The organism is Streptomyces sp. 2-1 (assembly GCF_048564895.1).
In the GTDB taxonomy this organism is placed as follows: Bacteria; Actinomycetota; Actinomycetes; order Streptomycetales; family Streptomycetaceae; genus Streptomyces; species Streptomyces phaeochromogenes.
The window spans coordinates 2,586,998-2,608,743 of record NZ_CP183383.1 but is presented as its reverse complement, the minus strand read 5'-3'; the positions used below and the strand labels follow the sequence as shown (position 1 = coordinate 2,608,743).

Genomic DNA, 21,746 nt, shown 5'->3' with positions numbered 1-21,746 from the left:
GGGCGGCTCCCCCCGTGGGAGCCGCCCTTCGGACGTGGTGCGGCGGTGCGGCTACTTCTCGTCGAGCAGGTCCTGCACCTTGCCCCGTACCTCGTCCGTCGCGAGGCCGCGGATCGTCAGCGTCGTACGGCGGCGCAGCACGTCGTCCGCCGTCTCGGCCCACTCGTTGTCACGCGCGTACACGACCTGCGCCCAGATCTCGGGGGCGTCCGGGTGGACGCGCTGGGCCAGCTCCGGGTTGTCGTTGGCCAGCCGCGCGATGTCGAAGGCCAGCGAGCCGTAGTGCGTGGAGAGGTGCCTGGCGGTGTCGGCGCCCATGCGGGGGCCGGGTGCCGGGCCGTCGACCAGGAGCCGGTGCGCGACCGCGCGCGGGTTGGCGACACCCGGCAGCGGCAGCTTCTTCGGCAGCTCGGAGATCGGCTCGAAGTCCTCGCCGAGCGGACGGCCCGGCAGCGACTCCAGCTTCTTCATGACGGTCCGGCCGATGTGCCGGAAGGTCGTCCACTTGCCGCCCGCGACGGACAGCATGCCGCCCCGGCCCTCGGTGACGACCGTCTCCCGCTTGGCCTTCGACGTGTCGCCGGGACCACCCGGCAGCACCCGCAGACCCGCGAAGGAGTACGTGATCAGGTCACGGGACAACTGCTGGTCGCGGATGGAGAACGCGGCCTCGTCGAGGATCTGGGATATGTCCTTCTCGTTGACCGCCACGTCCGCCGGGTCGCCCTCGTACGCCTCGTCGGTCGTGCCGAGCAGCAGCATGTCCTCCCAGGGGAGGGCGAAGGTGATGCGGTACTTGTCGATCGGGGTGGCCAGCGCGGCCTTCCAGGGGGAGGTGCGCTTGAGGACCAGGTGCGCGCCCTTCGACAGGCGGATGGACGGCGCCGCGTGCTCGTCCTCCATCTTCCGCAGGTGGTCGACCCACGGCCCGGTCGCGTTCAGCACGAGACGGGCCGACACGCCGAACTCCTCGCCGGAGAGCGTGTCCTTCAGCTCCGCGCCGGTCACCCGGCCCCGGGTGAAGCGCAGGCCCGTGACCGCGGCGTGGTTGAGCACGGTGGCACCGGACTCGACGGCCCCGCGGACCGTCATCAGCGCCATCCGGGAGTCGTTCATCTGGTCGTCGCCGTACACGGCCACGGCCTTGAGGTTGTCCGTACGCAGCTCGGGCACGTCCTGCGCGGCCTTCGACGGCGAGAGCAGATGCCCCACGCCGTCACCGAAGGCCGACAGCGCCGAGTACGCGAAGACACCCGCGCCCAGCTTCGCCGCGCCGTGCGGCCCGCCCTTGTACACGGGGAGGTAGAACGTGAGCGGATTCGCCAGGTGGGGGGCCACCTGACGGGAGACCGCACGGCGCTCGAAGTGGTTCTCCGCCACCAGCTTCACCGCGCCGGTCTGCAGATAGCGCAGACCGCCGTGGAGCAGCTTGGAGGAGGCGGAGGAGGTCGCGCCGGCGAAGTCGCCGGCGTCGACCAGGGCCACCCGCAGGCCCGACTGTGCGGCATGCCAGGCGGTGGAGATGCCCAGAATCCCGCCACCGATCACCAGGAGGTCATATGTCGCCTTGGACAACTGCTCCCGGGTCTCGGCACGGCTCACTGCCTTGAAACCGTAGGCGGCGGAGCCGTTGGCCGGGCGCGTCCCAAGAGCCGGGACACTCTGCAGGGTGGTCATTGCGAATTACTCCTCGTCAGCGTCGTCTTCGAGCCAGCCCATGGTCCGCTCGACGGCCTTGAGCCAGCTCTTGTACTCACGGTCGCGGGTCTCCGCGGCCATGTTCGGGGTCCACTCGGCGGCCCTGCGCCAGTTGGCGCGCAGGTCCTCGGTGTTGGTCCAGAAGCCGACGGCGAGACCGGCGGCGTAGGCGGCGCCGAGGCAGGTGGTCTCGGCGACCATCGGGCGCACCACGGGGGCGTCCAGGACGTCGGCCAGGGTCTGCATCAGCAGGTTGTTGGAGGTCATGCCGCCGTCGACCTTGAGGGCCGTGAGCTCGACGCCGGAGTCCTTCGTCATGGCGTCGCTGATCTCACGGGTCTGCCAGGCCGTGGCCTCCAGGACGGCGCGCGCGATGTGCGCCTTGGTGACGTACCGGGTCAGACCGGCGATCACACCGCGGGCGTCGGGGCGCCAGTACGGGGCGAACAGACCGGAGAAGGCCGGCACGAAGTACGCGCCGCCGTTGTCCTCGACCGACAGCGCGAGCGTCTCGATCTCCGCGGCGGACTTGATCAGGCCCATCTGGTCGCGCATCCACTGGACGAGCGAGCCGGTGACGGCGATCGAACCCTCAAGGGCGTAGACCGGCTTCTGCTCGCCGATCTGGTAGCCGACGGTGGTCAGCAGCCCGCTGTAGGAGTTGATGAGCTTGTCACCGGTGTTCATCAGCATGAACGTGCCGGTGCCGTACGTGGACTTGGCCTCGCCCTCGGAGAAACAGGTCTGGCCGAAGAGGGCCGCCTGCTGGTCGCCGAGCGCGGAGGCGACCGGGATGCCGCCGAGCAGGTCGCCCAGCTTGCCGCCGGTGATCTCGCCGTAGACCTCGGCGGAGGAGCGGATCTCGGGCAGCATCGCCAGCGGAACACCGATCGACTCGGCGATCTTCGGGTCCCACTGCATGGTGTGCAGGTTCATCAGCATGGTGCGGGAGGCGTTGGTGACGTCGGTGACGTGCCGGCCGCCGTTCACACCGCCCGTCAGGTTCCAGATGACCCAGCTGTCCATGGTGCCGAAGAGGATGTCGCCGGCCTCGGCGCGCTCACGCAGACCCTCGACGTTGTCGAGCAGCCAGCGGGCCTTCGGACCGGCGAAGTACGAGGCCAGCGGCAGGCCGGTCTCGCGGCGGAAGCGGTCCTGGCCGACGTTGCGGCCGAGCTCCTTGCAGAGCGCGTCGGTGCGGGTGTCCTGCCAGACGAGCGCGTTGTGGACGGGCTCACCGGTGTTCTTGTCCCACAGCAGCGTCGTCTCGCGCTGGTTGGTGATGCCGATGGCCTTGATGTCGTCGCGGGTGATGCCGGCCTTCGCGATGGCCGAGGCGACGACCTCCTCGACGTTCGTCCAGATCTCGGTGGCGTTGTGCTCCACCCAGCCCGGCTTCGGGAAGATCTGCTCGTGCTCCTTCTGGTCGACGGAGACGATGCGTCCGTCGCGGTCGAAGACGATGCAGCGGCTGGAGGTGGTGCCCTGGTCGATGGCGGCGATGAACGGGCCGGTGCCGTGGGAATGCGTGGCGGCGGTGTGCGCGTCGGTCACGGTGTGCTCCTGAAAGTCCGTGGATAAGGGGCTGGCTTACGGCGTATTGCTCTCGGCTCCGAGTCGACGTCCGTCCCGTACCGGACGGACGTCGACTCCGAGCGGACGTACGGCTCTAAGCAAAAGCGACGTTGTAGAGGCCTGCGGCGATCGCTCCGCCGATCAGCGGACCGACGACCGGGATCCAGGCATAGCTCCAGTCGGACCCGCCCTTGTTGGGCAGGGGAAGCAGGGCGTGCACGATGCGCGGACCGAGGTCACGGGCCGGGTTGATGGCATACCCCGTCGGACCACCGAGGGAGAGGCCGATGCTGACGACCACGAGGGCGGTGATCAGCGCGCCCAGGGTGCCGAGACCCTTGCCGCTGTCGTTGAGACCCTGCGTGAGCACCGCGAGCACCAGCACGACCGTGCCGATGATCTCCGTGGCGAGGTTCTGCCACGCGACCCGGACCTCCGGGCCGGTGGAGAAGATGCCGAGCACCGGGCCGGCCTTGGCCTCCCGGGCCTCCACGGACTTGGTGTCCTGCGCGCCGGGACCGCCCACGATCTCGCGGTCGGTGAGGTGCGCGTGGAACTGCCCGTAGTAGGCGACCCACACCAGCGCCGCGCCGATCATGGCGCCGAGGAGCTGGCCCGACCAGTAGGTCAGGACATTGCTCCAGGCGTCGTCCTTGATGGCGATCGCGAGGGTCACGGCCGGGTTCAGATGGGCACCGGAGAGAGGCGCCGAGGTGTACACGGCGGTCAGTACCGCGAAACCCCACCCGAAGGTGATGGCGAGCCACCCGGCGTTGCGTGCCTTGGAGGCCTTCAGCGTGACGGCGGCACAGACACCGCCGCCGAGCAGGATGAGTATGGCGGTACCGATGGTCTCGCCGATGAAGATGTCGGAGCTGGACACCCGCGACTCCTTTGTCCTTCGTCCAGGGGAAGCCGAACCCCGGGTCCCTCCGGTGGTTCGCGACCTCAGGTGAGGTCGTTGCCGGCCCTTGGCGTTGTCACACTCTAACGCGTATTGCCGGTAGGTGTTCGACAATGCCGACCGATGGACGCGAGTCTCGCTCTCCCGTTACCACCCCGTCAAGGCTTCCGTTGTCGAAAACGCGATCGTTATTCATTGCTGTGAAACATCGATCTTGGAACGGCCGCGCACCGCGTGCGAGCTGGCACGTTGTGTGGTCGCGAGGGCATGTCAAAAGGCCGGTACGTCGTCGACGTACCGGCCTTGTTTCCGTGCCAAGTCCCCGCGAACCTCGGAACCGCGTCCCCGCGAACCTCAGAACCGCGTCCCTGTGAACCTCAGAACCGCCCGGCGCCCAGATCGCGGGACACCGCGCGGGCGCAGTCGCGGACCGCCGCGATCAGCTCGGGGCGCAGCTCGCCGTCCTTGCAGACGCGCTCCACCGCCCCCGTGACGCCCACCGCGCCGACCGGCATCCGCCGCTGGTTGTGGATGGGCGCGGCCACCGAGGCCACGCCCGTCCAGGTCTCCTCGACATCGGCCGCGTACCCGCGCGCGCGGGTGAGGTCGAGGACGGTCTCGAACGCGTCCGCCGCGCTTATCGTGCGGGCCGTGAACGCCTTGCGCTCGGCCTCCAGGACCTCGCTGTGCGCCACCGGGTCGTAGGCCGACAGGACCTTGCCCAGCGCCGTGGAGTGCAGCGGCTGCATGGCCCCGACCTCCAGCACCTGCCGGCTGTCGTCGGGCCGGAACACGTGGTGCACGATCAGTACGCCCTGCTGGTGCAGGACCCCCAGATAGACGCTCTCGCCGCTCGACCGGGCCAGGTCGTCCGTCCACACCAGGGCGCGCGCCCGCAGCTCGTGCACGTCGAGATACGTGGTGCCCAGGCGCAGCAGTTCGGCGCCCAGCTGGTAGCGCCCGGACGCCGCGTCCTGCTCGACGAAGCCCTCCTGCTGCAGCGTGCGCAGAATGCCGTGGGCCGTACCCTTGGCCAGGCCGAGCGACGAGGCGATGTCCGACAGTCCGAGCCGTCGCTCGCCGCCCGCGAGCAGCCGCAGCATCGCGGCCGCCCGTTCGAGCGACTGGATGTTCCGTGCCATCGCCGTCCTGCCCTCCGTCCCCTCGCACCGTCGGTCGGCGCTTCGCTGCCACCGTTCGGCAATGTCGAACACTACCGGTCGTCGTCGATGTCCCGCTAATGGGTGGGCGGGATGAGTTGCAGTGATGTGTTGCGGCCGCAACACCCCCGGCGCCGAACGGCCGCATCCCCACCACGAGCCACGTGATCCCCACCGCAGATCGCGTGTGTGTCGCCCGTCCGCCCCGTGGACTCCCCTGACCCGGCGCGCCGTCGCGGGCTACCCTTGCGGCGTGCGCCTTCCATGAGAAGCGCAAAGCCGACAGCCGTCGCACTTCAGGGAGCATCTTCCATGGCCTCGTCGCCTAACCCGTCCCTCTCGTCCTCCTCCGCCTACAGCAGGACCCGAACCGATGCCCTCCGCGAGGCACTCGCCACCCGCGTGGTGGTGGCCGACGGTGCGATGGGCACGATGCTGCAGGCACAGGATCCGACGATGGAGGACTTCGAGAATCTCGAAGGCTGCAACGAGATCCTGAACCTCACGCGCCCGGACATCGTGCGCTCCGTCCACGAGGCGTACTTCGCCGTGGGCGTCGACTGCGTCGAGACCAACACCTTCGGCGCCAACCACGCGGCCCTCGCCGAGTACGACATCGCGGAGCGCGTCTTCGAGCTCTCCGAGTCGGGTGCCCGCATCGCCCGCGAGGTCGCCGACGAGTTCACCGCCTCGACCGGTCAGCAGCGCTGGGTGCTCGGCTCCATGGGCCCCGGCACCAAGCTGCCGACCCTCGGCCACGCCCCGTACACCCTTCTGCGCGACGCCTACCAGCGGAACGCGGAGGGCATGATCGCCGGCGGCGCCGACGCGCTGCTCGTGGAGACCACCCAGGACCTGCTGCAGACCAAGGCGTCGGTCATCGGCGCCCGCAAGGCCCTGGACACCCTCGGCGTCGACCTGCCGCTGATCGTCTCGGTGACCGTCGAGACCACCGGCACCATGCTGCTCGGCTCGGAGATCGGCGCCGCGCTCACCGCGCTGGAGCCGCTCGGCATCGACATGATCGGCCTGAACTGCGCCACCGGGCCCGCCGAGATGAGCGAGCACCTGCGCTATCTGGCCCGCCACTCCCGCATCCCGCTGTCCTGCATGCCGAACGCGGGCCTCCCGGTCCTCGGCAAGAACGGCGCCCACTACCCGCTGACGGCCCCCGAGCTGGCCGACGCCCAGGAGACCTTCGTACGCGAGTACGGCCTTTCCCTGATCGGCGGCTGCTGCGGTACGACCCCGGAGCACCTGCGCCAGGTCGTCGAGCGCGTACGGGACCTGACGCCGGCCGTGCGCGACCCGCGCCCCGAGCCCGGCGCCGCCTCGCTCTACCAGACCGTGCCGTTCCGCCAGGACACCGCGTACATGGCGATCGGCGAGCGGACGAACGCCAACGGCTCCAAGAAGTTCCGCGAGGCCATGCTGGACGGCCGCTGGGACGACTGTGTGGAGATGGCCCGCGACCAGATCCGCGAGGGGGCGCACATGCTCGACCTGTGCGTCGACTACGTGGGCCGCGACGGCGTCGCCGACATGGAGGAGCTGGCCGGCCGCTTCGCCACCGCCTCCACCCTGCCGATCGTCCTCGACTCCACCGAGGTCCCCGTCATCCGCGCCGGTCTGGAGAAGCTCGGCGGCCGCGCGGTCATCAACTCCGTCAACTACGAGGACGGCGACGGCCCCGAGTCGCGCTTCGCGAAGGTCACCAAGCTCGCCCAGGAGCACGGCGCCGCGCTGATCGCGCTGACCATCGACGAGGAGGGCCAGGCCCGCACCGTCGAGCACAAGGTCGCCATCGCCGAGCGGCTGATCGAGGACCTGACGGAGAACTGGGGCATCCACGAGTCGGACATCCTCATCGACACCCTGACCTTCACGATCTGCACGGGCCAGGAGGAGTCCCGGGGCGACGGCATCGCCACGATCGGGGCCATCCGCGAGCTGAAGCGGCGTCACCCGGACGTGCAGACCACCCTCGGCCTGTCCAACATCTCCTTCGGCCTCAACCCGGCCGCACGTGTCCTGCTCAACTCGGTCTTCCTCGACGAGTGTGTGAAGGCGGGCCTCGACTCGGCGATCGTGCACGCCTCGAAGATCCTGCCGATCGCCCGCTTCGACGACGAGCAGGTCAACACGGCCCTCGACCTGATCTACGACCGGCGCGCGGAGGGCTACGACCCGCTGCAGAAGCTGATGGCACTGTTCGAGGGCGCCACCACCAAGTCCCTGAAGGCCGGCCGGGCCGAGGAACTGGCCGCGCTGCCCCTGGACGAGCGGCTCAAGCGGCGCATCATCGACGGCGAGAAGAACGGTCTTGAGGCCGACCTCGACGAGGCACTCCAGACCCGCCCGGCCCTCGACATCGTCAACGAGACGCTGCTCGACGGCATGAAGGTCGTCGGCGAACTGTTCGGTTCCGGCCAGATGCAGCTGCCGTTCGTGCTCCAGTCGGCCGAGGTCATGAAGACCGCCGTGGCCCACCTGGAGCCGCACATGGAGAAGACCGACGACGAGGGCAAGGGCACCATCGTGCTGGCCACCGTCCGCGGCGACGTGCACGACATCGGCAAGAACCTCGTCGACATCATCCTGTCCAACAACGGCTACACCGTCGTCAACCTCGGCATCAAGCAGCCCGTCTCCGCGATCCTGGAGGCCGCAGAGGAGCACCGCGCCGACGTCATCGGCATGTCCGGCCTGCTGGTCAAGTCCACGGTGATCATGAAGGAGAACCTGGAGGAGCTCAACCAGCGCAAGCTGGCCGCCGACTACCCCGTGATCCTCGGCGGCGCGGCCCTCACCAGGGCGTACGTCGAGCAGGACCTGCACGAGATCTACGAGGGTGAAGTCCGCTACGCCCGCGACGCGTTCGAGGGCCTGCGCCTGATGGACGCGCTGATCGCGGTCAAGCGCGGGGTGCCCGGCGCGAGCCTGCCCGAGCTGAAGCAGCGCCGGGTCAGGGCCACCGCCCAGACGGTCGTCGAGGAGCGCCCCGAGGAGGGCTCGGTCCGCTCCGACGTGTCCGTCGACAACCCGGTCCCCGAGCCGCCGTTCTGGGGCACCCGCGTCATCAAGGGCATCCAGCTCAAGGAGTACGCCTCCTGGCTCGACGAGGGCGCGCTGTTCAAGGGCCAGTGGGGCCTCAAGCAGGCGCGTACGGGCGACGGGCCGACGTACGAGGAGCTGGTGGAGACCGAGGGCCGGCCGCGGCTGCGCGGCCTCCTGGACCAGCTGCAGACCGGGAACCTGCTGGAGGCGGCCGTCGTCTACGGCTACTTCCCGTGCGTCTCCAAGGACGACGACCTGATCCTCCTCGACGAGCAGGGCAACGAACGCACCCGCTTCACCTTCCCGCGCCAGCGCCGCGGCCGTCGGCTGTGCCTCGCCGACTTCTTCCGGCCGGAGGAGTCCGGTGAGACGGACGTCGTCGGGCTCCAGGTCGTCACCGTCGGCTCCCGGATCGGCGAGGAGACGGCCAAGCTCTTCGAGGCGAACGCCTACCGCGACTACCTCGAACTGCACGGCCTGTCCGTGCAGTTGGCCGAGGCCCTCGCCGAGTACTGGCACGCGCGCGTGCGTTCCGAACTCGGCTTCGCCGGGGAGGACCCGTCCGACGTCGAGGACATGTTCGCCCTGAAGTACCGCGGCGCCCGCTTCTCCCTCGGCTACGGCGCCTGCCCGGACCTGGAGGACCGCGCCAAGATCGCCGAGCTCCTGCAGCCCGAGCGGATCGGCGTCCACCTCTCCGAGGAGTTCCAGCTCCACCCGGAACAGTCCACGGACGCGATCGTGATCCACCACCCGGAGGCGAAGTACTTCAACGCGAGGTAAGGCGGGTTCCCCACACCTAGGGTCGGGCGCCGCCATCAAGGGGGGCGCCTTTCAGCAGGGGGCGCCCCACTAGGGGCGCGGGGAACTGCGCGGGCAACGACGGCGGGCCCGCACCTAGAAAAGACCCCCAGCCCCCGCAGGGGACACCGCACACACCCACGCCAGGAGGCACTTCCTCCGACGGCGACGTACACTGGTCGGTCCAGTGCAGGCCGGTTCCCCGGGAGGGAACCGGCCTTCTCGTCCCTACACGGAGGTGCGCCTATGACCAGTACGGTCCCCGCACTAGGTACCCAAACGGCCGAGGGCTCCGCCCTGCAGGCCGTACTCCTGGACATGGACGGCACCCTGGTGGACACCGAGGGCTTCTGGTGGGACGCCGAGGTGGAGGTGTTCGCCCGCCTCGGCCACACCCTCGACGACTCCTGGCGCCACGTGGTGGTCGGCGGCCCCATGACCCGCAGCGCGGGCTTTCTCATCGAGGCCACCGGCGCGGACGTCACCCTCGCCGAGCTCACGGTGCTGCTGAACGACGGGTTCGAGGACCGGATCGGCCGCGCGCTGCCGCTGATGCCGGGCGCCGCGAGGCTCCTCGCCGAGCTGTCCGCGCACAGGATCCCCACGGCCCTGGTCTCCGCCTCGCACCGGCGCATCATCGACCGCGTCGTGACCTCGCTCGGCCCTCAGAACTTCGCCCTGACGATCGCGGGCGACGAGGTCGAGCGGACCAAGCCGTTCCCCGACCCGTATCTGCTGGCGGCGGCCGGCCTGGGCGCGGATCCGGCCAGATGCGCGGTCATCGAGGACACCGCGACGGGCGTCGCCGCGGCCGAGGCGGCGGGCTGCCACGTCGTCGCCGTACCGTCCGTGGCACCCATCGCTCCGGCGTTCCGGCGCACCGTCGTTCCGTCCCTCGAACAGGTCGACCTGTCTTTTCTACGAGGTCTGATGACGGAAAAGCGCTAATCCTTCACCCAGGGTGAATGATTGAATGCCGGAAAAACTACGTGGTCACGGCACCGGAGTAATTCGATCCTCTTCCACGTGTCCCGGGTGGCCGAATTCGAGTGCTTCCTCACATAGTTGAGGATGTGACGTTCGACACGCCACAGGCCGTCGACAAGCCGCCCCGGCTGTGTGTTGGAAGCCCTTTCGGTGCGGTTCGACGCGTCCTTGTGTCCCGATTCATGGAACGCTGCACCAATCCTTCCGCTGTCGGGTTTTCGGTGCGTCCACACCCGGTTTCGCAGCGTGATGGGAGCTCAACTCCGGTACCTGCGAACGGTCCTGCTGGTGCGGACTAATCTCATCGAGACATCGCCGTAACCCCCGTGACCCCACCGCCGCAACCCGGCCTGCCGGGTTAGCGGGACGACAGCTCTGGAGAACTTCGAGCATGAACCGTAAGACTTTGGTGCTGCCGGCCGTGATCGGTCTGCTCGCCCCGGTCCTCGCCGCGTGCGGCGGTTCCGACAGCGGGGACAACGGCGGCGACGCCATCGTCGTCGGCACTACCGACCGGTTCACCGCCTCGAAGGAGGACCCGGCGCCGCTCGACCCGGCCTCCGCGTACGACGTGGGCACCTGGAACATCCTCCGCCAGACCGTCCAGACGCTGATGGTCATGCCCAACGGTGGCGGTGACCCGGCTCCGGAGGCGGCCGAGGAGTGCGGCTTCACCGACTCGGGCAACGAGCGGTACGCCTGCACCCTGCGCAAGGACCTCAAGTTCTCCAACGGTGACGCGATCACCGCCGAGGACGTGAAGTTCTCCATCGACCGTGCGATGCAGATCAAGGCGGACAGCGGTGTATTCGCCCTGCTGTCCACCGTCGACACCGTGGAGACCAAGGGCGACCGAGAGGTGATCTTCCACCTCAACAGCGCGGACGCCACCTTCCCGTTCAAGCTCTCCACGCCGGTCGCGGGCATCGTCAACCCCGACGACTACGAGAAGAACAAGCTGCGGGACGGCTTCGACGTCAGCGGCTCCGGTGCGTACACGCTCAAGGCCGAGGTCAAGGACGACGTCGTCGTCAAGGCCGTCTTCACCAAGAACCCCAACTACAAGGGGAATTCGGAGCTGAAGAACGACAAGGTCGAGCTGCGCTCCTTCGAGAGTGCCGACGCCATGGGCACCGCGCTCGACAAGGGCGACATCGACATGATGACCCGCACCATGTCGCCCGCGCAGATCAAGAAGCTCCAGAACGCCAAGGACACCGACGTCGACCTGATCGAGCAGCCCGGTCTGGAGATCCGCTACCTCGGCTTCAACACCAACGACCCGTCGGTGAAGACGAAGGCGGTCCGCCAGGCGATGGCGCAGGTCATCAACCGCGGCGAGCTCACCTCGCAGGTGTACGGTTCCGGCGCCGACCCGCTGTACTCCATGGTCCCGGCCACCGTCACCGGTCACGCCAACTCGTTCTTCAACAAGTACGGCGACCCGAGCATCCCCAAGGCCAAGGACCTGCTGGCCGCGGAGAGCATCAGCACGCCGGTGAAGCTGACGCTGCACTACACGGACGACCACTACGGACCGGCCACCAAGGACGAGTTCGAGCTGCTGCAGAAGCAGCTGAACGACAGCGGCCTGTTCAAGGTGAGCATCAAGGGCGAGAACTGGTCGACGTTCCGCCCGAACGAGCAGAAGGGCGACTACGAGGTCTACGGCATGGGCTGGTTCCCGGACTTCCCCGACGCCGACAACTACCTCGCGCCGTTCCTCGACAAGGACAACACCATCGGCTCGCCGTACGCGAACCCGGAGATCCGCAGCAAGCTGATCCCCGAGTCCCGCCGCGAGGCCGACCGGCTCACCGCCTCGAAGAGCATCGAGGAGATCCAGAGCATCGTCGCCGACGACGTCCCGGTTCTGCCGCTGTGGCAGGGCAAGCAGTACATCGCCGCCCGGGACGACATCACCGGCGCCGAGTACGCGCTCAACTCCTCGGCGACGCTTCAGCTGTGGGAGCTCGGCCGCGGGGTCGGCGGCTGAGGCCGAGGCGACGGCGCCCGACCGGACCGGGCGGCTGAGCCGGAAGCGACGGCGCCCGACCGGACCCAAGAGAGATCAACGACAAGGCACACGCTCGTGAACATGCGCACCAAGTGGCCGGTCCTGCCCGTCGTGGCGGGACTGTCCGCCGGCCTGCTGACGGGATGCGGCTCGGAGTCGGGGGGCTCCGGGGGCAGTGGCTCGGACGTCGTCATGGGAATGACGGACGACGTCCTGGCCACGGATCCCGCCTCCGGCTACGACCCCGGCTCCTGGCTCCTCTTCAACAACGTCTTCCAGTCCCTGCTCAGCTTCCCCAAGGGCGGCACCGAGCCGGAGCCGGAGGCCGCCAGGGAGTGCGGGTTCACGGACACGCAGGCCAAGGTCTACCGGTGCACCCTGCGCGACGGGCTGAAGTTCAGCAACGGTGACGACCTCACCTCGCAGGACGTCAAGTTCTCCTTCGACCGCATGATGAAGATCGACGACGACGCCGGGCCCGCGATCATGTTCCCCATGCTGGACAAGGTGGAGGCGCCGAACGCCAAGACGGTCGTCTTCCGGCTCAAGGACTCCGACGCCACCTTCCCGAGCAAGATCGCCTCCGGCGCCGGTTCGATCGTCAACCGCCGGGAGTACTCGGCGGACGGGCTGCGCGAGGACGGCAAGGCCGTCGGCTCGGGCCCGTACAAGCTGGAGTCGTTCAGCAAGGACGAGGCCGTCTTCACGGTCAACGAGAACTACAAGGGCACCGCCGAGACGCAGAACGACGGCGTGACCCTCAAGCTGTTCCACGGCGACCAGGCCGGCCTGAAGAAGGCCATCCTCGACGGCCAGGTCGACGTCGCCTACCGGGGCCTCGCCGCCGAGGACGTCGCCGAGATCGAGGCGGACACCACCGGCAGCCAGGAGATCGACGTCGTCGAGGGCTCCAGCGCCGAGGTGCAGCACATGGTCTTCAACATGAAGGACCCGGTGGCGGGCAAGGCGGGCGTCCGCAAGGCCATCGCCCATCTGCTCGACCGCGACGCCCTCATCAAAGAGGTCTACGAGAACACGGCGACCCCGCTGTACTCGATCATCCCGGCCGGTATCACGGGCCACAACACGGCCTTCTTCGACACCTACGGCGCCCGCCCCTCGCGCGCCAAGGCCGAGGCCGCGCTGCTGGAGGACGGCATCACCGACAAGGTGAAGCTGACCCTCTGGTCGACGCCGACCCGCTACGGTCCCTCCACCGACCAGGAGTTCAGGGCGATCGCCAAGCAGCTCAACGCGAGCGGCCTGTTCGACGCGACCGTGAAGTCCGTCGCGTACGACACGTACGAGAAGGACATCGAGGCGGGCAAGTACGGCGTGTACGTGAAGGGCTGGGTGCCGGACTACCCGGACCCGGACAACTTCACGGCCCCGTTCTTCGGCGAGGGCAACGTGCTGGGCAACAACTACACGAACCGCACGGTCACCGGGCAGCTCATCCCCGAGACCGCCGCCGAGAGCGACCGCGCCTCGACGGAGCCGCAGTACGGCGAGCTCCAGGACATCGTCGCCGACCAGGTCCCGATCATCCCGATCTGGCAGGCCAAGCAGTACGCGGTCGTCGGCGACAGCGTGTACGGCCTGGAGAACTGCCTCGACGCGTCGACGGTGTTCCGCTTCTGGGAGATCAGCAAGGACTGAGCCCGTCCGCGCACCACCCCGCGCACACGCAGAACGGCCGCCCCCCTCATTCGAGTTGTTCGAGGGAGGCGGCCGTTCTGTTGCCAGCGGTCAGCGGTCAGCGGCGGGGGCGCTCACTGCGCGCCGGGGCGCACCAGACCGCTCTCGTACGCGTACACGGCGGCCTGTACGCGGTCGCGCAGCCCCAGCTTGGTGAGGACGTGGCCCACGTGCGTCTTGACCGTCGTCTCGCTGACGAACAGGTCGGCGGCGATCTCCGCGTTCGACAGACCGCGGGCCACCAGCTTCAGCACCTCGACCTCGCGCTCGGTGAGCGTGTGCAGGGTGTCCGGCACCGGCTCGTCGCCCGAGGGCAGATGGCTCGCGTACTTGTCGAGGAGCCGACGGGTGATGCTGGGCGCGAGCATGGCCTCACCGGAGGCCACCACCCTGATCGCCTGCACCAGTTCGTTGGCGGGGGCGTCCTTCAGGAGGAAGCCGCTGGCGCCGGCGCGCAGGGCCTCCACCACGTACTCGTCGAGGTCGAAGGTCGTCAGGACCAGCACCTTCGCCGGACCGTCCCGGCCGGGGCCGGTGATCTGACGGGTCGCCTCCACCCCGTCCATCCGCGGCATACGGATGTCCATCAGAACCACATCGGGCTGCAGGGCCCGTACCTGATCCAGTGCCTGGAGACCGTCACCGGCCTCGCCGACGACCGCGATGTCCTGCTCGGCCTCCAGGATCATCCGGAAGCCGGTGCGCAGCAGCGGCTGGTCGTCGACCAATAGGACGCGGATGGCCACGTAAGTCTCCTTCGTTAGTCCGGCCCCATTCTGCCCTGCTCGGCACCGCCGGACTCGGGCGCCCTCACAGGCAGCGGATACGGCGGGGGAGTGCCGCCGAACTCCGGACACACGGACTGGTGGTCGCACCAGCCGCAGAGCTTGGTGGGGCGAGGCCGCCAGTCACCGGTCTCCGTGGCCAGCCGGATCGCCTCCCACAGCGAGTGCAGCTTCCGCTCGACGCGCTCCAGGTCGGCGGGGACCGGGTCGTACGTCAGGACGTCACCGCTGCCCAGATAGACGAGCTGGAGGCGGCGCGGGACGACCTGCTTCAGCCGCCAGACCACGAGGGCGTAGAACTTCATCTGGAACAGGGCGCCCTCCGCGTACTGGGGGCGCGGGGCCTTGCCCGTCTTGTAGTCGACGATCCGCACGTCGCCGGACGGGGTCACGTCGACGCGGTCGATGATGCCGCGCAGCTTCAGGCCCGAGTCCAGCTGGGCCTCCACGAACAGCTCGCGCTCGGCCGGTTCGAGACGGGTCGGGTCCTCCAGCGTGAACCAGCGCTCCACCAACTGCTCCGCCTCGGTCAGCCAGCGGGCCAGCCGCTCGCCCGCCGCCTTCTCGTCGGCGTCCGCGAACAGCTCGGCGAGCTCCGGCTTCGCCTCGCGCAGCCGGTCCCACTGACCCGGGATCAGCGACTTCGCGCGCGGCGCGGTCCGCTCGATGGCCGGTGCGTCGAAGAGCCGCTCCAGCACCGCGTGCACCAGCGTGCCCCGCGTGGCCGCCTCGCTCGGCTTCTCGGGCAGCTTGTCGATCACCCGGAAGCGGTACAGCAACGGGCACTGCATGAAGTCCCCGGCCCGCGAGGGCGACAACGAGGCCGGTGGCACGGCGACGGTGACACGAGCGGGCTCCGCGGCCACGACCGGGTCGGCCGCGGGGGAGGACGGGGCTTGCACCGGCCCGTCCGCGGGCCCGTCCGCGGGCACGGCCGGGCTGCCCGTCGGCTCGGGTCGCGGGCCCGTCTGAGTCCCGCCGTCGGCACTGGTTTCCATGACGACAGACCTTACGGCCCGCCACTGACAGTGCGACACACGGTGACCTGCGCGCGCACGCCAAGCAGTGGGAAACAGAGGGGGTGCCGGGGCCGAACGCGACACGACGGCCGCATACCATCGACCACAGGACCTCTCGCCGTGCATGATCGCGAGCGGGAGACGCGTCGAACGAGGGGACATCGTGGACGAGAGCGGCGGGAGCGGGCAGCCGCGATCCGGCACGGACGAGGCGGACGAGCGCCGTACGGGTCGGCCGCGCCCCGGCGATCCGGCCGCCGCGACGGCCCGGCCGCACTCCGAGGAGGAGCCGCACGGCACCGACGCCCAGGCGAAACCCGAACCCGAGGCAGACGCGGCAGCGGCGGCGGGACACCCGGACCAGAGCCCGGGAACCCCTGAGGCCCCGGACGACCCTGAGGTCCCGGCGGACGACCAGGCCGCTCGACCCGCTGGAGCCGCTGGAGTCGGAGAAGCCCGAGAAGCTCGGGAAGCCGGAGAAGAGCGGGCGGACGGGCCGCCGGCCGACCTGCGGAAGGCGCCCGCCACACCGCCTGCCAACCCGCCCGCCCCGGCCCCCCGCTCCGACGACCACGCGCCCGCGCACCCCCACGACGTCCACCGCACCGAGGCACACACCCCGCCCACCAAGCCCAAGTCCGGGCGGAAGAAGGGCTCGTCCTCCCGGCGCGGCAAGGAACCGGGCGGCGGCCTGCTCATGGGACGCCCCTTCGGCGTCCCCGTGTACGTGGCGCCGAGCTGGTTCCTCGTCGCCGCGCTCATCACCTGGGTCTTCGGCGGCCAGCTCGACCGCGTCCTGCCCGAACTCGGCATGACCCGCTACCTCGTCTCGCTCTTCTTCGCGGTCGCCTTCTACGCCTCCGTACTCGTCCACGAACTGGCCCACACGGTCGCCGCCCTGCGCTTCGGACTGCCGGTGCGCCGCATCCAGCTGCAGTTCTTCGGCGGTGTCTCGGAGATCGAGAAGGAGTCCGAGACCCCCGGCCGCGAGTTCGTCCTCGCCTTCGTCGGCCCCCTGCTCTCGCTGATCCTCGGCGGCCTGTTCTACCTCGCCCTGCAGGCCGTCGAGCCGGGCACCGTCCCGGGCGTCCTGCTGGCCGGCCTGATGATCTCGAACCTGATCGTCGCCGCGTTCAACCTGCTCCCCGGCCTGCCCCTCGACGGCGGCCGGATGCTCAGGGCCGTCGTCTGGAAGATCACCGGCAAGCCGATGAGCGGCACGATCGCCGCCGCCTGGGTCGGCCGCGCCCTCGCGATCTCCGTACTCATCGGACTGCCCCTGCTCACCCAGTCCGGGGCGCTCGGGACCGACGCAGCGGACATCGGCGGCATGGACACCGTCATGGACGCCCTGCTCGCCGCGATCCTGGCCGCGATCATCTGGACCGGCGCCGGGAACAGCCTGCGCATGGCCCGTCTGCGCGAACACCTGCCCGAGCTGAGGGCCCGGGCCCTCACCCGGCGCGCGGTGCCCGTGGAGACCAACACCCCGCTCTCGGAGGCGCTGCGCCGGGCCAACGACGCCGGCGCCCGCGCCCTGGTCGTGGTCGACCCCGACGGCGAACCCCTCTCCCTGGTCCGCGAGGCCGCCATCGTCGGCGTACCGGAACACCGCCGTCCCTGGGTGGCCGTCAGCGGCCTCGCCCAGGACCTGACGGACGGCATGCGGGTCTCCGCCGAACTGGCCGGCGAGGACCTCCTCGACGCCCTGCGCGCGGCCCCCGCGACCGAGTACCTGGTGGTGGAGGATTCCGGCGAGATCTACGGAGTCCTCTCGGCGGCGGACGTGGAGAAGGCGTTCGTGAAGGCGATGGCCAGGCCCTCCTGAAGGCGGCGGCGAGGCCCTCCTGGTGGTCGGCGGCCTCCGGCGGGACCGGTAGGCTGTTCACATGTCCGAACCGACCGGTGCCGCCCGCCGACGTGGGCCCTTCAAGGTCGGGGACCAGGTTCAGCTGACCGACCCCAAGGGCCGCCACTACACGTTCACGCTCGAAGCGGGGAAGAACTTCCACACCCACAAGGGTTCCTTCCCGCACGACGAGCTGATCGGCTCTCCCGAGGGCAGCGTTGTCCGCACCACGGGGAACGTGGCCTATCTGGCCCTGCGCCCCCTGCTCCCCGACTACGTCCTGTCCATGCCCCGCGGCGCCGCCGTGGTCTACCCCAAGGACGCGGGGCAGATCCTTGCCTTCGCCGACATCTTCCCCGGCGCACGCGTCGTGGAAGCGGGCGTGGGCTCCGGCTCGCTCAGCAGTTTCCTGCTGCGCGCCATCGGCGACCAGGGCATGCTGCACTCCTACGAGCGCCGCGAGGACTTCGCCGAGATCGCCCAGCAGAACGTGGAGCGCTACTTCGGCGGCCCGCACCCCGCCTGGCAGCTCACCGTCGGCGACCTCCAGGACAACCTCAGCGACACCGAGGTCGACCGCGTCATCCTCGACATGCTGGCCCCGTGGGAGTGCCTGGAGGCTGTCTCCAAGGCGCTCGTCCCCGGCGGCATCGTCTGCTGCTACGTGGCGACCACCACCCAGCTCGCCCGGACCGTCGAGTCCATCCGCGAGATCGGCTGCTTCAACGAGCCGAGCGCCTGGGAGTCGATGGTCCGCAACTGGCACATCGAGGGCCTGGCCGTCCGCCCCGACCACCGGATGATCGGGCACACCGGCTTCCTGCTCACCGCCCGCCGCCTCGCGGACGGCGTCGAGCCGCCCATGCGCCGCCGCCGTCCCGCCAAGGGCGCGTACGGCGAGGACTACTCCGGCCCGAACGCCGACGGCGGCTCCGGCCGCTGACCGACGAAGGCCCGGCCGCCGTGGCGGCCCGGTGCCGCGTACAACGCTCAAGCGTCGTGGCCGAGTTCCCGGGAGCACCTCGGGAACTCGGCCACGACGCTTTTCCCTTGACACCCCGCCAGTAACACCGGACCCCGCCGTTCCCTCACGGTGTGACGTGTGGCACCATGCTGGCCACCCCCACCGGCACAGCCCTCACAGGAGACACTTCCTAGTGCAGCAATCCGCCGTTCCGGAACTGGCACACACGCACACCCGTCCGATCCACTGGCTGGCCACGGCGACCGCCCTCGCCGGAGTCGTCGCGGCCTCCGGCTTCCTGCAGCCCGACCGGGCCACCGCCGCCCAGCACGGCCCCGAGTCGAAGACGGCCCCGGCAGCCGTGGCGCCGCCCGACCCGGCCGGCGTCGAATTCCCGATCGAGTGCGGCCCCACCGAGGCCGCTGTCCAGAAACAGGCCTCCGGCGACCTCGACGGCGACGGCCGCCCCGAGACGGTCGCCGTGGTCCGCTGCGAGGCCGGCTCCGGCACTCCGCCCAGCGGTGTCTACGTCGTCACGCGGTCCGCGGACGACCCGAAGGCACGCGTCGTCGCCACGCTGGTCGACCCGAAGGAGCGGCTGAGTGTCGAGGAATTCGCCGTCCGTGACGCCACGATCACCGCGACCCTCCTCGGCTACTCGTCGCGCGACGTACCGAGTTGCTGTCCGGACGTGACCGAGCGCGCCAAGTGGCAGTGGAAGAACGGCGCGTTCGTACGCTCGACACCGTCCGGGGCCCACAGCGTGTGAGGGCGGGGCCGGCGTGAGAAATCAGACAATCTGTTACGCGGAGTGGCCTTCCGGTCACTCCGCGTCGGGGCCGTAGACCTCGACCCTGTCCGAAACCCGACGTACGTGGATACAGTCGCCCGGGCACTCCTTCGCGGAGTCGGCGACATCACGCAGAAGCGTCAGGGGCACGGGCGTTGTGGCGCCCGGGGCCTGCAGGAGTTCGTCCTGGGAGCTCTTCACGTAGGCCAGGCCGTCGATGTCCAGCTCGAAGACCTCTGGGGCGTACTGGGCGCAGATTCCGTCGCCGGTACAGAGGTCCTGGTCGATCCAGACCTCAAGCCCCTCGCCGTCGACTCCGGCCTCCTGCTGCACGGTCTTTTCTCCTGACGTTTCCTGCGCCGAGCAATCCGAAGACTTGGGAATCGGGCCAGCTCTGGCGGGTGTTGAACACTTCGACCCTACCTCCGTCGGCTTCCCAACCATGTTGTGTGGGTATTCCACTGGCGTGAGGGAGAGCGCAAGGGTGAAGATCGGACACACCTCGACCGTCTTTGTGATCTAGGGGTTTCAATCGACACCCACCCAGGTAGGGTCTGGAAGCGTCCAGCTCCCCTTGGAGGAGGTGAGGACCGTGGCAGCCCACGACGACGACATGAACCGCGGCATCCGCCCGGGACGAGGGTCCGACGACCCGTCCGGGCAGATTGCCTACCTTGAGCAGGAGATCGCCGTCCTGCGACGCAAGCTCGCCGACTCTCCGCGACACACGAGGATTCTCGAAGAGCGGATCGTCGAGCTGCAGACCAATCTGGCCGGCGTGTCCGCGCAGAACGAGCGGCTCGCCAACACCCTCCGAGAGGCCCGCGACCAGATCGTGGCACTCAAGGAGGAGGTCGACCGGCTCGCGCAGCCGCCGGCCGGCTTCGGTGTCTTCCTCGTCGCGAACGAGGACGGCACGGCGGACATCTTCACCGGGGGCCGCAAGCTCCGGGTGAACGTCAGCCCCAGTGTCGAGCTCGAAGAGCTCAGGCGTGGCCAGGAAGTGATGCTCAACGAAGCTCTCAACGTGGTCGAGGCCATGGAGTACGAGAGCGTCGGCGACATCGTCACCCTCAAGGAGATCCTGGAGGACGGTGAGCGCGCCCTCGTGGTGGGGCACACCGACGAGGAAAGGGTGGTGCGGCTCGCCGAGCCGCTGATGGATGTCACCATCCGCCCCGGCGACGCCCTGCTTCTCGAACCCCGCTCCGGCTATGTCTACGAGGTCGTTCCCAAGAGCGAGGTCGAGGAACTGGTCCTCGAAGAGGTCCCGGACATCGGCTACGAGCAGATCGGCGGTCTGGGCGGCCAGATCGAGATGATCCGCGACGCGGTCGAGCTCCCGTACCTCTACCCCGATCTGTTCAAGGAGCACGAACTGCGGCCGCCCAAGGGCGTACTGCTGTACGGGCCCCCCGGATGCGGCAAGACGCTCATCGCCAAGGCCGTCGCCAACTCGCTGGCCAAGAAGGTCGCCGAGGTGACCGGACAGGCCACGGGCAAGAGCTTCTTCCTCAACATCAAGGGTCCCGAGCTCCTCAACAAGTACGTCGGTGAGACCGAGCGGCAGATCCGCCTCGTCTTCCAGCGTGCTCGTGAGAAGGCCAGCGAGGGCACCCCCGTCATCGTCTTCTTCGACGAGATGGAGTCCCTCTTCCGTACCCGTGGATCGGGCGTCAGCTCGGACGTGGAGAACACCATCGTCCCGCAGCTGCTCGCCGAGATCGACGGCGTGGAGGGCCTGCAGAACGTGGTGGTGATCGGCGCCTCGAACCGTGAGGACATGATCGACCCCGCGATCCTGCGTCCCGGCCGTCTCGACGTGAAGATCAAGATCGAGCGTCCGGACGCCGAGGCGGCCAAGGACATCTTCGCCAAGTACCTCACCGAGCGCCTCCCGCTGCACTCCGACGACGTCGGCGAGCACGGCGGCAGCAAGACCACCACGGTCCAGAGCATGATCCAGACCGCCGTCGAGCACATGTACACCGAGTCCGAGGAGAACCGCTTCCTCGAGGTCACGTACGCCAACGGCGACAAGGAAGTCCTGTACTTCAAGGACTTCAACTCCGGCGCCATGATCGAGAACATCGTCGGCCGCGCCAAGAAGATGGCGATCAAGGACTTCCTCGAGCACAACCAGAAGGGTCTGCGGGTCTCCCACCTGCTCCAGGCCTGCGTGGACGAGTTCAAGGAGAACGAGGACCTGCCGAACACCACGAACCCGGACGACTGGGCCCGAATCTCCGGAAAGAAGGGCGAACGGATCGTTTACATCCGGACACTCATCACCGGAAAGCAGGGCGCGGACACCGGACGCTCCATCGACACGGTGGCGAACACCGGTCAGTACCTGTAAAAGACAGGGTGGCTGCGGGTGCCCTCACTGGGTACCCGCAGCCGACTGTTTTCCAGGGCACAGCTGGAGCTGAGCAATGACGC

15 protein-coding genes are annotated in these 21,746 nt (G+C 69.1%); 8 read left to right on the top strand and 7 right to left on the bottom strand.

Annotation, left to right across the window (positions count from 1 at the left end; translation table 11 throughout):
* Nucleotides 1-51: 51 nt before the first annotated feature.
* The 4 genes from ACN20J_RS11465 to ACN20J_RS11450 form a co-directional block, all read right to left on the bottom strand.
* Nucleotides 52-1,677 (bottom strand): glycerol-3-phosphate dehydrogenase/oxidase, encoded by a 1,626-nt coding sequence (locus ACN20J_RS11465; RefSeq protein WP_190229369.1) that lies wholly within the window; start codon nucleotides 1,675-1,677, stop codon nucleotides 52-54.
* Nucleotides 1,678-1,683: 6 nt separating this feature from the next.
* Nucleotides 1,684-3,252 (bottom strand): glycerol kinase GlpK, encoded by a 1,569-nt coding sequence (gene glpK / locus ACN20J_RS11460; RefSeq protein WP_190229368.1) that lies wholly within the window; start codon nucleotides 3,250-3,252, stop codon nucleotides 1,684-1,686.
* A 115-nt stretch (nucleotides 3,253-3,367) separates the two neighbouring features.
* A complete protein-coding gene (locus tag ACN20J_RS11455) occupies nucleotides 3,368-4,156 on the bottom strand; it encodes an MIP/aquaporin family protein (protein ID WP_189840026.1) in 789 nt (262 codons plus the stop codon).
* A 398-nt stretch (nucleotides 4,157-4,554) separates the two neighbouring features.
* On the bottom strand, nucleotides 4,555-5,319 hold the full coding sequence (locus ACN20J_RS11450; RefSeq protein WP_189840025.1) for an IclR family transcriptional regulator: 765 nt from the start codon (nucleotides 5,317-5,319) through the stop codon (nucleotides 4,555-4,557).
* A 330-nt stretch (nucleotides 5,320-5,649) separates the two neighbouring features.
* On the opposite strand from ACN20J_RS11450, the gene metH reads away from it, so the two are divergent.
* The 4 genes from metH to ACN20J_RS11430 all read left to right on the top strand — a co-directional run bounded on the left by metH (nucleotide 5,650) and on the right by ACN20J_RS11430 (nucleotide 13,858).
* Complete coding sequence (gene metH, locus ACN20J_RS11445) at nucleotides 5,650-9,177, top strand: methionine synthase (protein ID WP_419665829.1); 3,528 nt, start codon at nucleotides 5,650-5,652, stop codon at nucleotides 9,175-9,177.
* A 264-nt stretch (nucleotides 9,178-9,441) separates the two neighbouring features.
* Nucleotides 9,442-10,143 (top strand): HAD family hydrolase, encoded by a 702-nt coding sequence (locus ACN20J_RS11440; protein WP_189840023.1) that lies wholly within the window; start codon nucleotides 9,442-9,444, stop codon nucleotides 10,141-10,143.
* 430 nt (nucleotides 10,144-10,573) lie between these two features.
* Nucleotides 10,574-12,178 carry an ABC transporter substrate-binding protein gene (locus tag ACN20J_RS11435; RefSeq protein ID WP_189840022.1) on the top strand — a complete coding sequence of 535 codons (1,605 nt, stop codon included), beginning with the start codon at nucleotides 10,574-10,576 and terminating at the stop codon, nucleotides 12,176-12,178.
* A gap of 96 nt (nucleotides 12,179-12,274) precedes the next feature.
* Nucleotides 12,275-13,858: an ABC transporter substrate-binding protein gene (locus ACN20J_RS11430; protein ID WP_189840021.1), complete on the top strand. Its 1,584-nt coding sequence runs from the start codon at nucleotides 12,275-12,277 to the stop codon at nucleotides 13,856-13,858.
* Nucleotides 13,859-13,971: 113 nt separating this feature from the next.
* Here the strand turns inward: ACN20J_RS11430 and ACN20J_RS11425 are convergent, their stop codons facing one another.
* Nucleotides 13,972-14,643 (bottom strand): response regulator, encoded by a 672-nt coding sequence (locus tag ACN20J_RS11425; protein ID WP_055613352.1) that lies wholly within the window; start codon nucleotides 14,641-14,643, stop codon nucleotides 13,972-13,974.
* Between the two features lie 14 nt (nucleotides 14,644-14,657).
* Nucleotides 14,658-15,680: a PD-(D/E)XK nuclease family protein gene (locus ACN20J_RS11420; protein WP_419665828.1), complete on the bottom strand. Its 1,023-nt coding sequence runs from the start codon at nucleotides 15,678-15,680 to the stop codon at nucleotides 14,658-14,660.
* Between the two features lie 145 nt (nucleotides 15,681-15,825).
* Here ACN20J_RS11420 and ACN20J_RS11415 point away from each other — a divergent pair, with 145 nt between their 5' ends.
* From ACN20J_RS11415 to ACN20J_RS11405, 3 genes are all read left to right on the top strand, one after another.
* Entirely contained in the window at nucleotides 15,826-17,529 is a 1,704-nt protein-coding gene (locus ACN20J_RS11415; RefSeq protein ID WP_419665827.1) for a site-2 protease family protein, read from the top strand.
* Between the two features lie 61 nt (nucleotides 17,530-17,590).
* Nucleotides 17,591-18,493 carry a tRNA (adenine-N1)-methyltransferase gene (locus tag ACN20J_RS11410; RefSeq protein ID WP_189840020.1) on the top strand — a complete coding sequence of 301 codons (903 nt, stop codon included), beginning with the start codon at nucleotides 17,591-17,593 and terminating at the stop codon, nucleotides 18,491-18,493.
* A 214-nt stretch (nucleotides 18,494-18,707) separates the two neighbouring features.
* Entirely contained in the window at nucleotides 18,708-19,283 is a 576-nt protein-coding gene (locus tag ACN20J_RS11405) for a hypothetical protein (protein ID WP_055618383.1), read from the top strand.
* Between the two features lie 54 nt (nucleotides 19,284-19,337).
* Here ACN20J_RS11405 and ACN20J_RS11400 read toward each other — a convergent pair whose 3' ends face one another.
* Complete coding sequence (locus ACN20J_RS11400; protein ID WP_055618382.1) at nucleotides 19,338-19,637, bottom strand: ferredoxin; 300 nt, start codon at nucleotides 19,635-19,637, stop codon at nucleotides 19,338-19,340.
* A gap of 259 nt (nucleotides 19,638-19,896) precedes the next feature.
* Between ACN20J_RS11400 and arc the strand changes: the two genes are divergently transcribed.
* A complete protein-coding gene (arc, locus tag ACN20J_RS11395; RefSeq protein WP_055618381.1) occupies nucleotides 19,897-21,663 on the top strand; it encodes a proteasome ATPase in 1,767 nt (588 codons plus the stop codon).
* Nucleotides 21,664-21,746 lie beyond the last annotated feature (83 nt).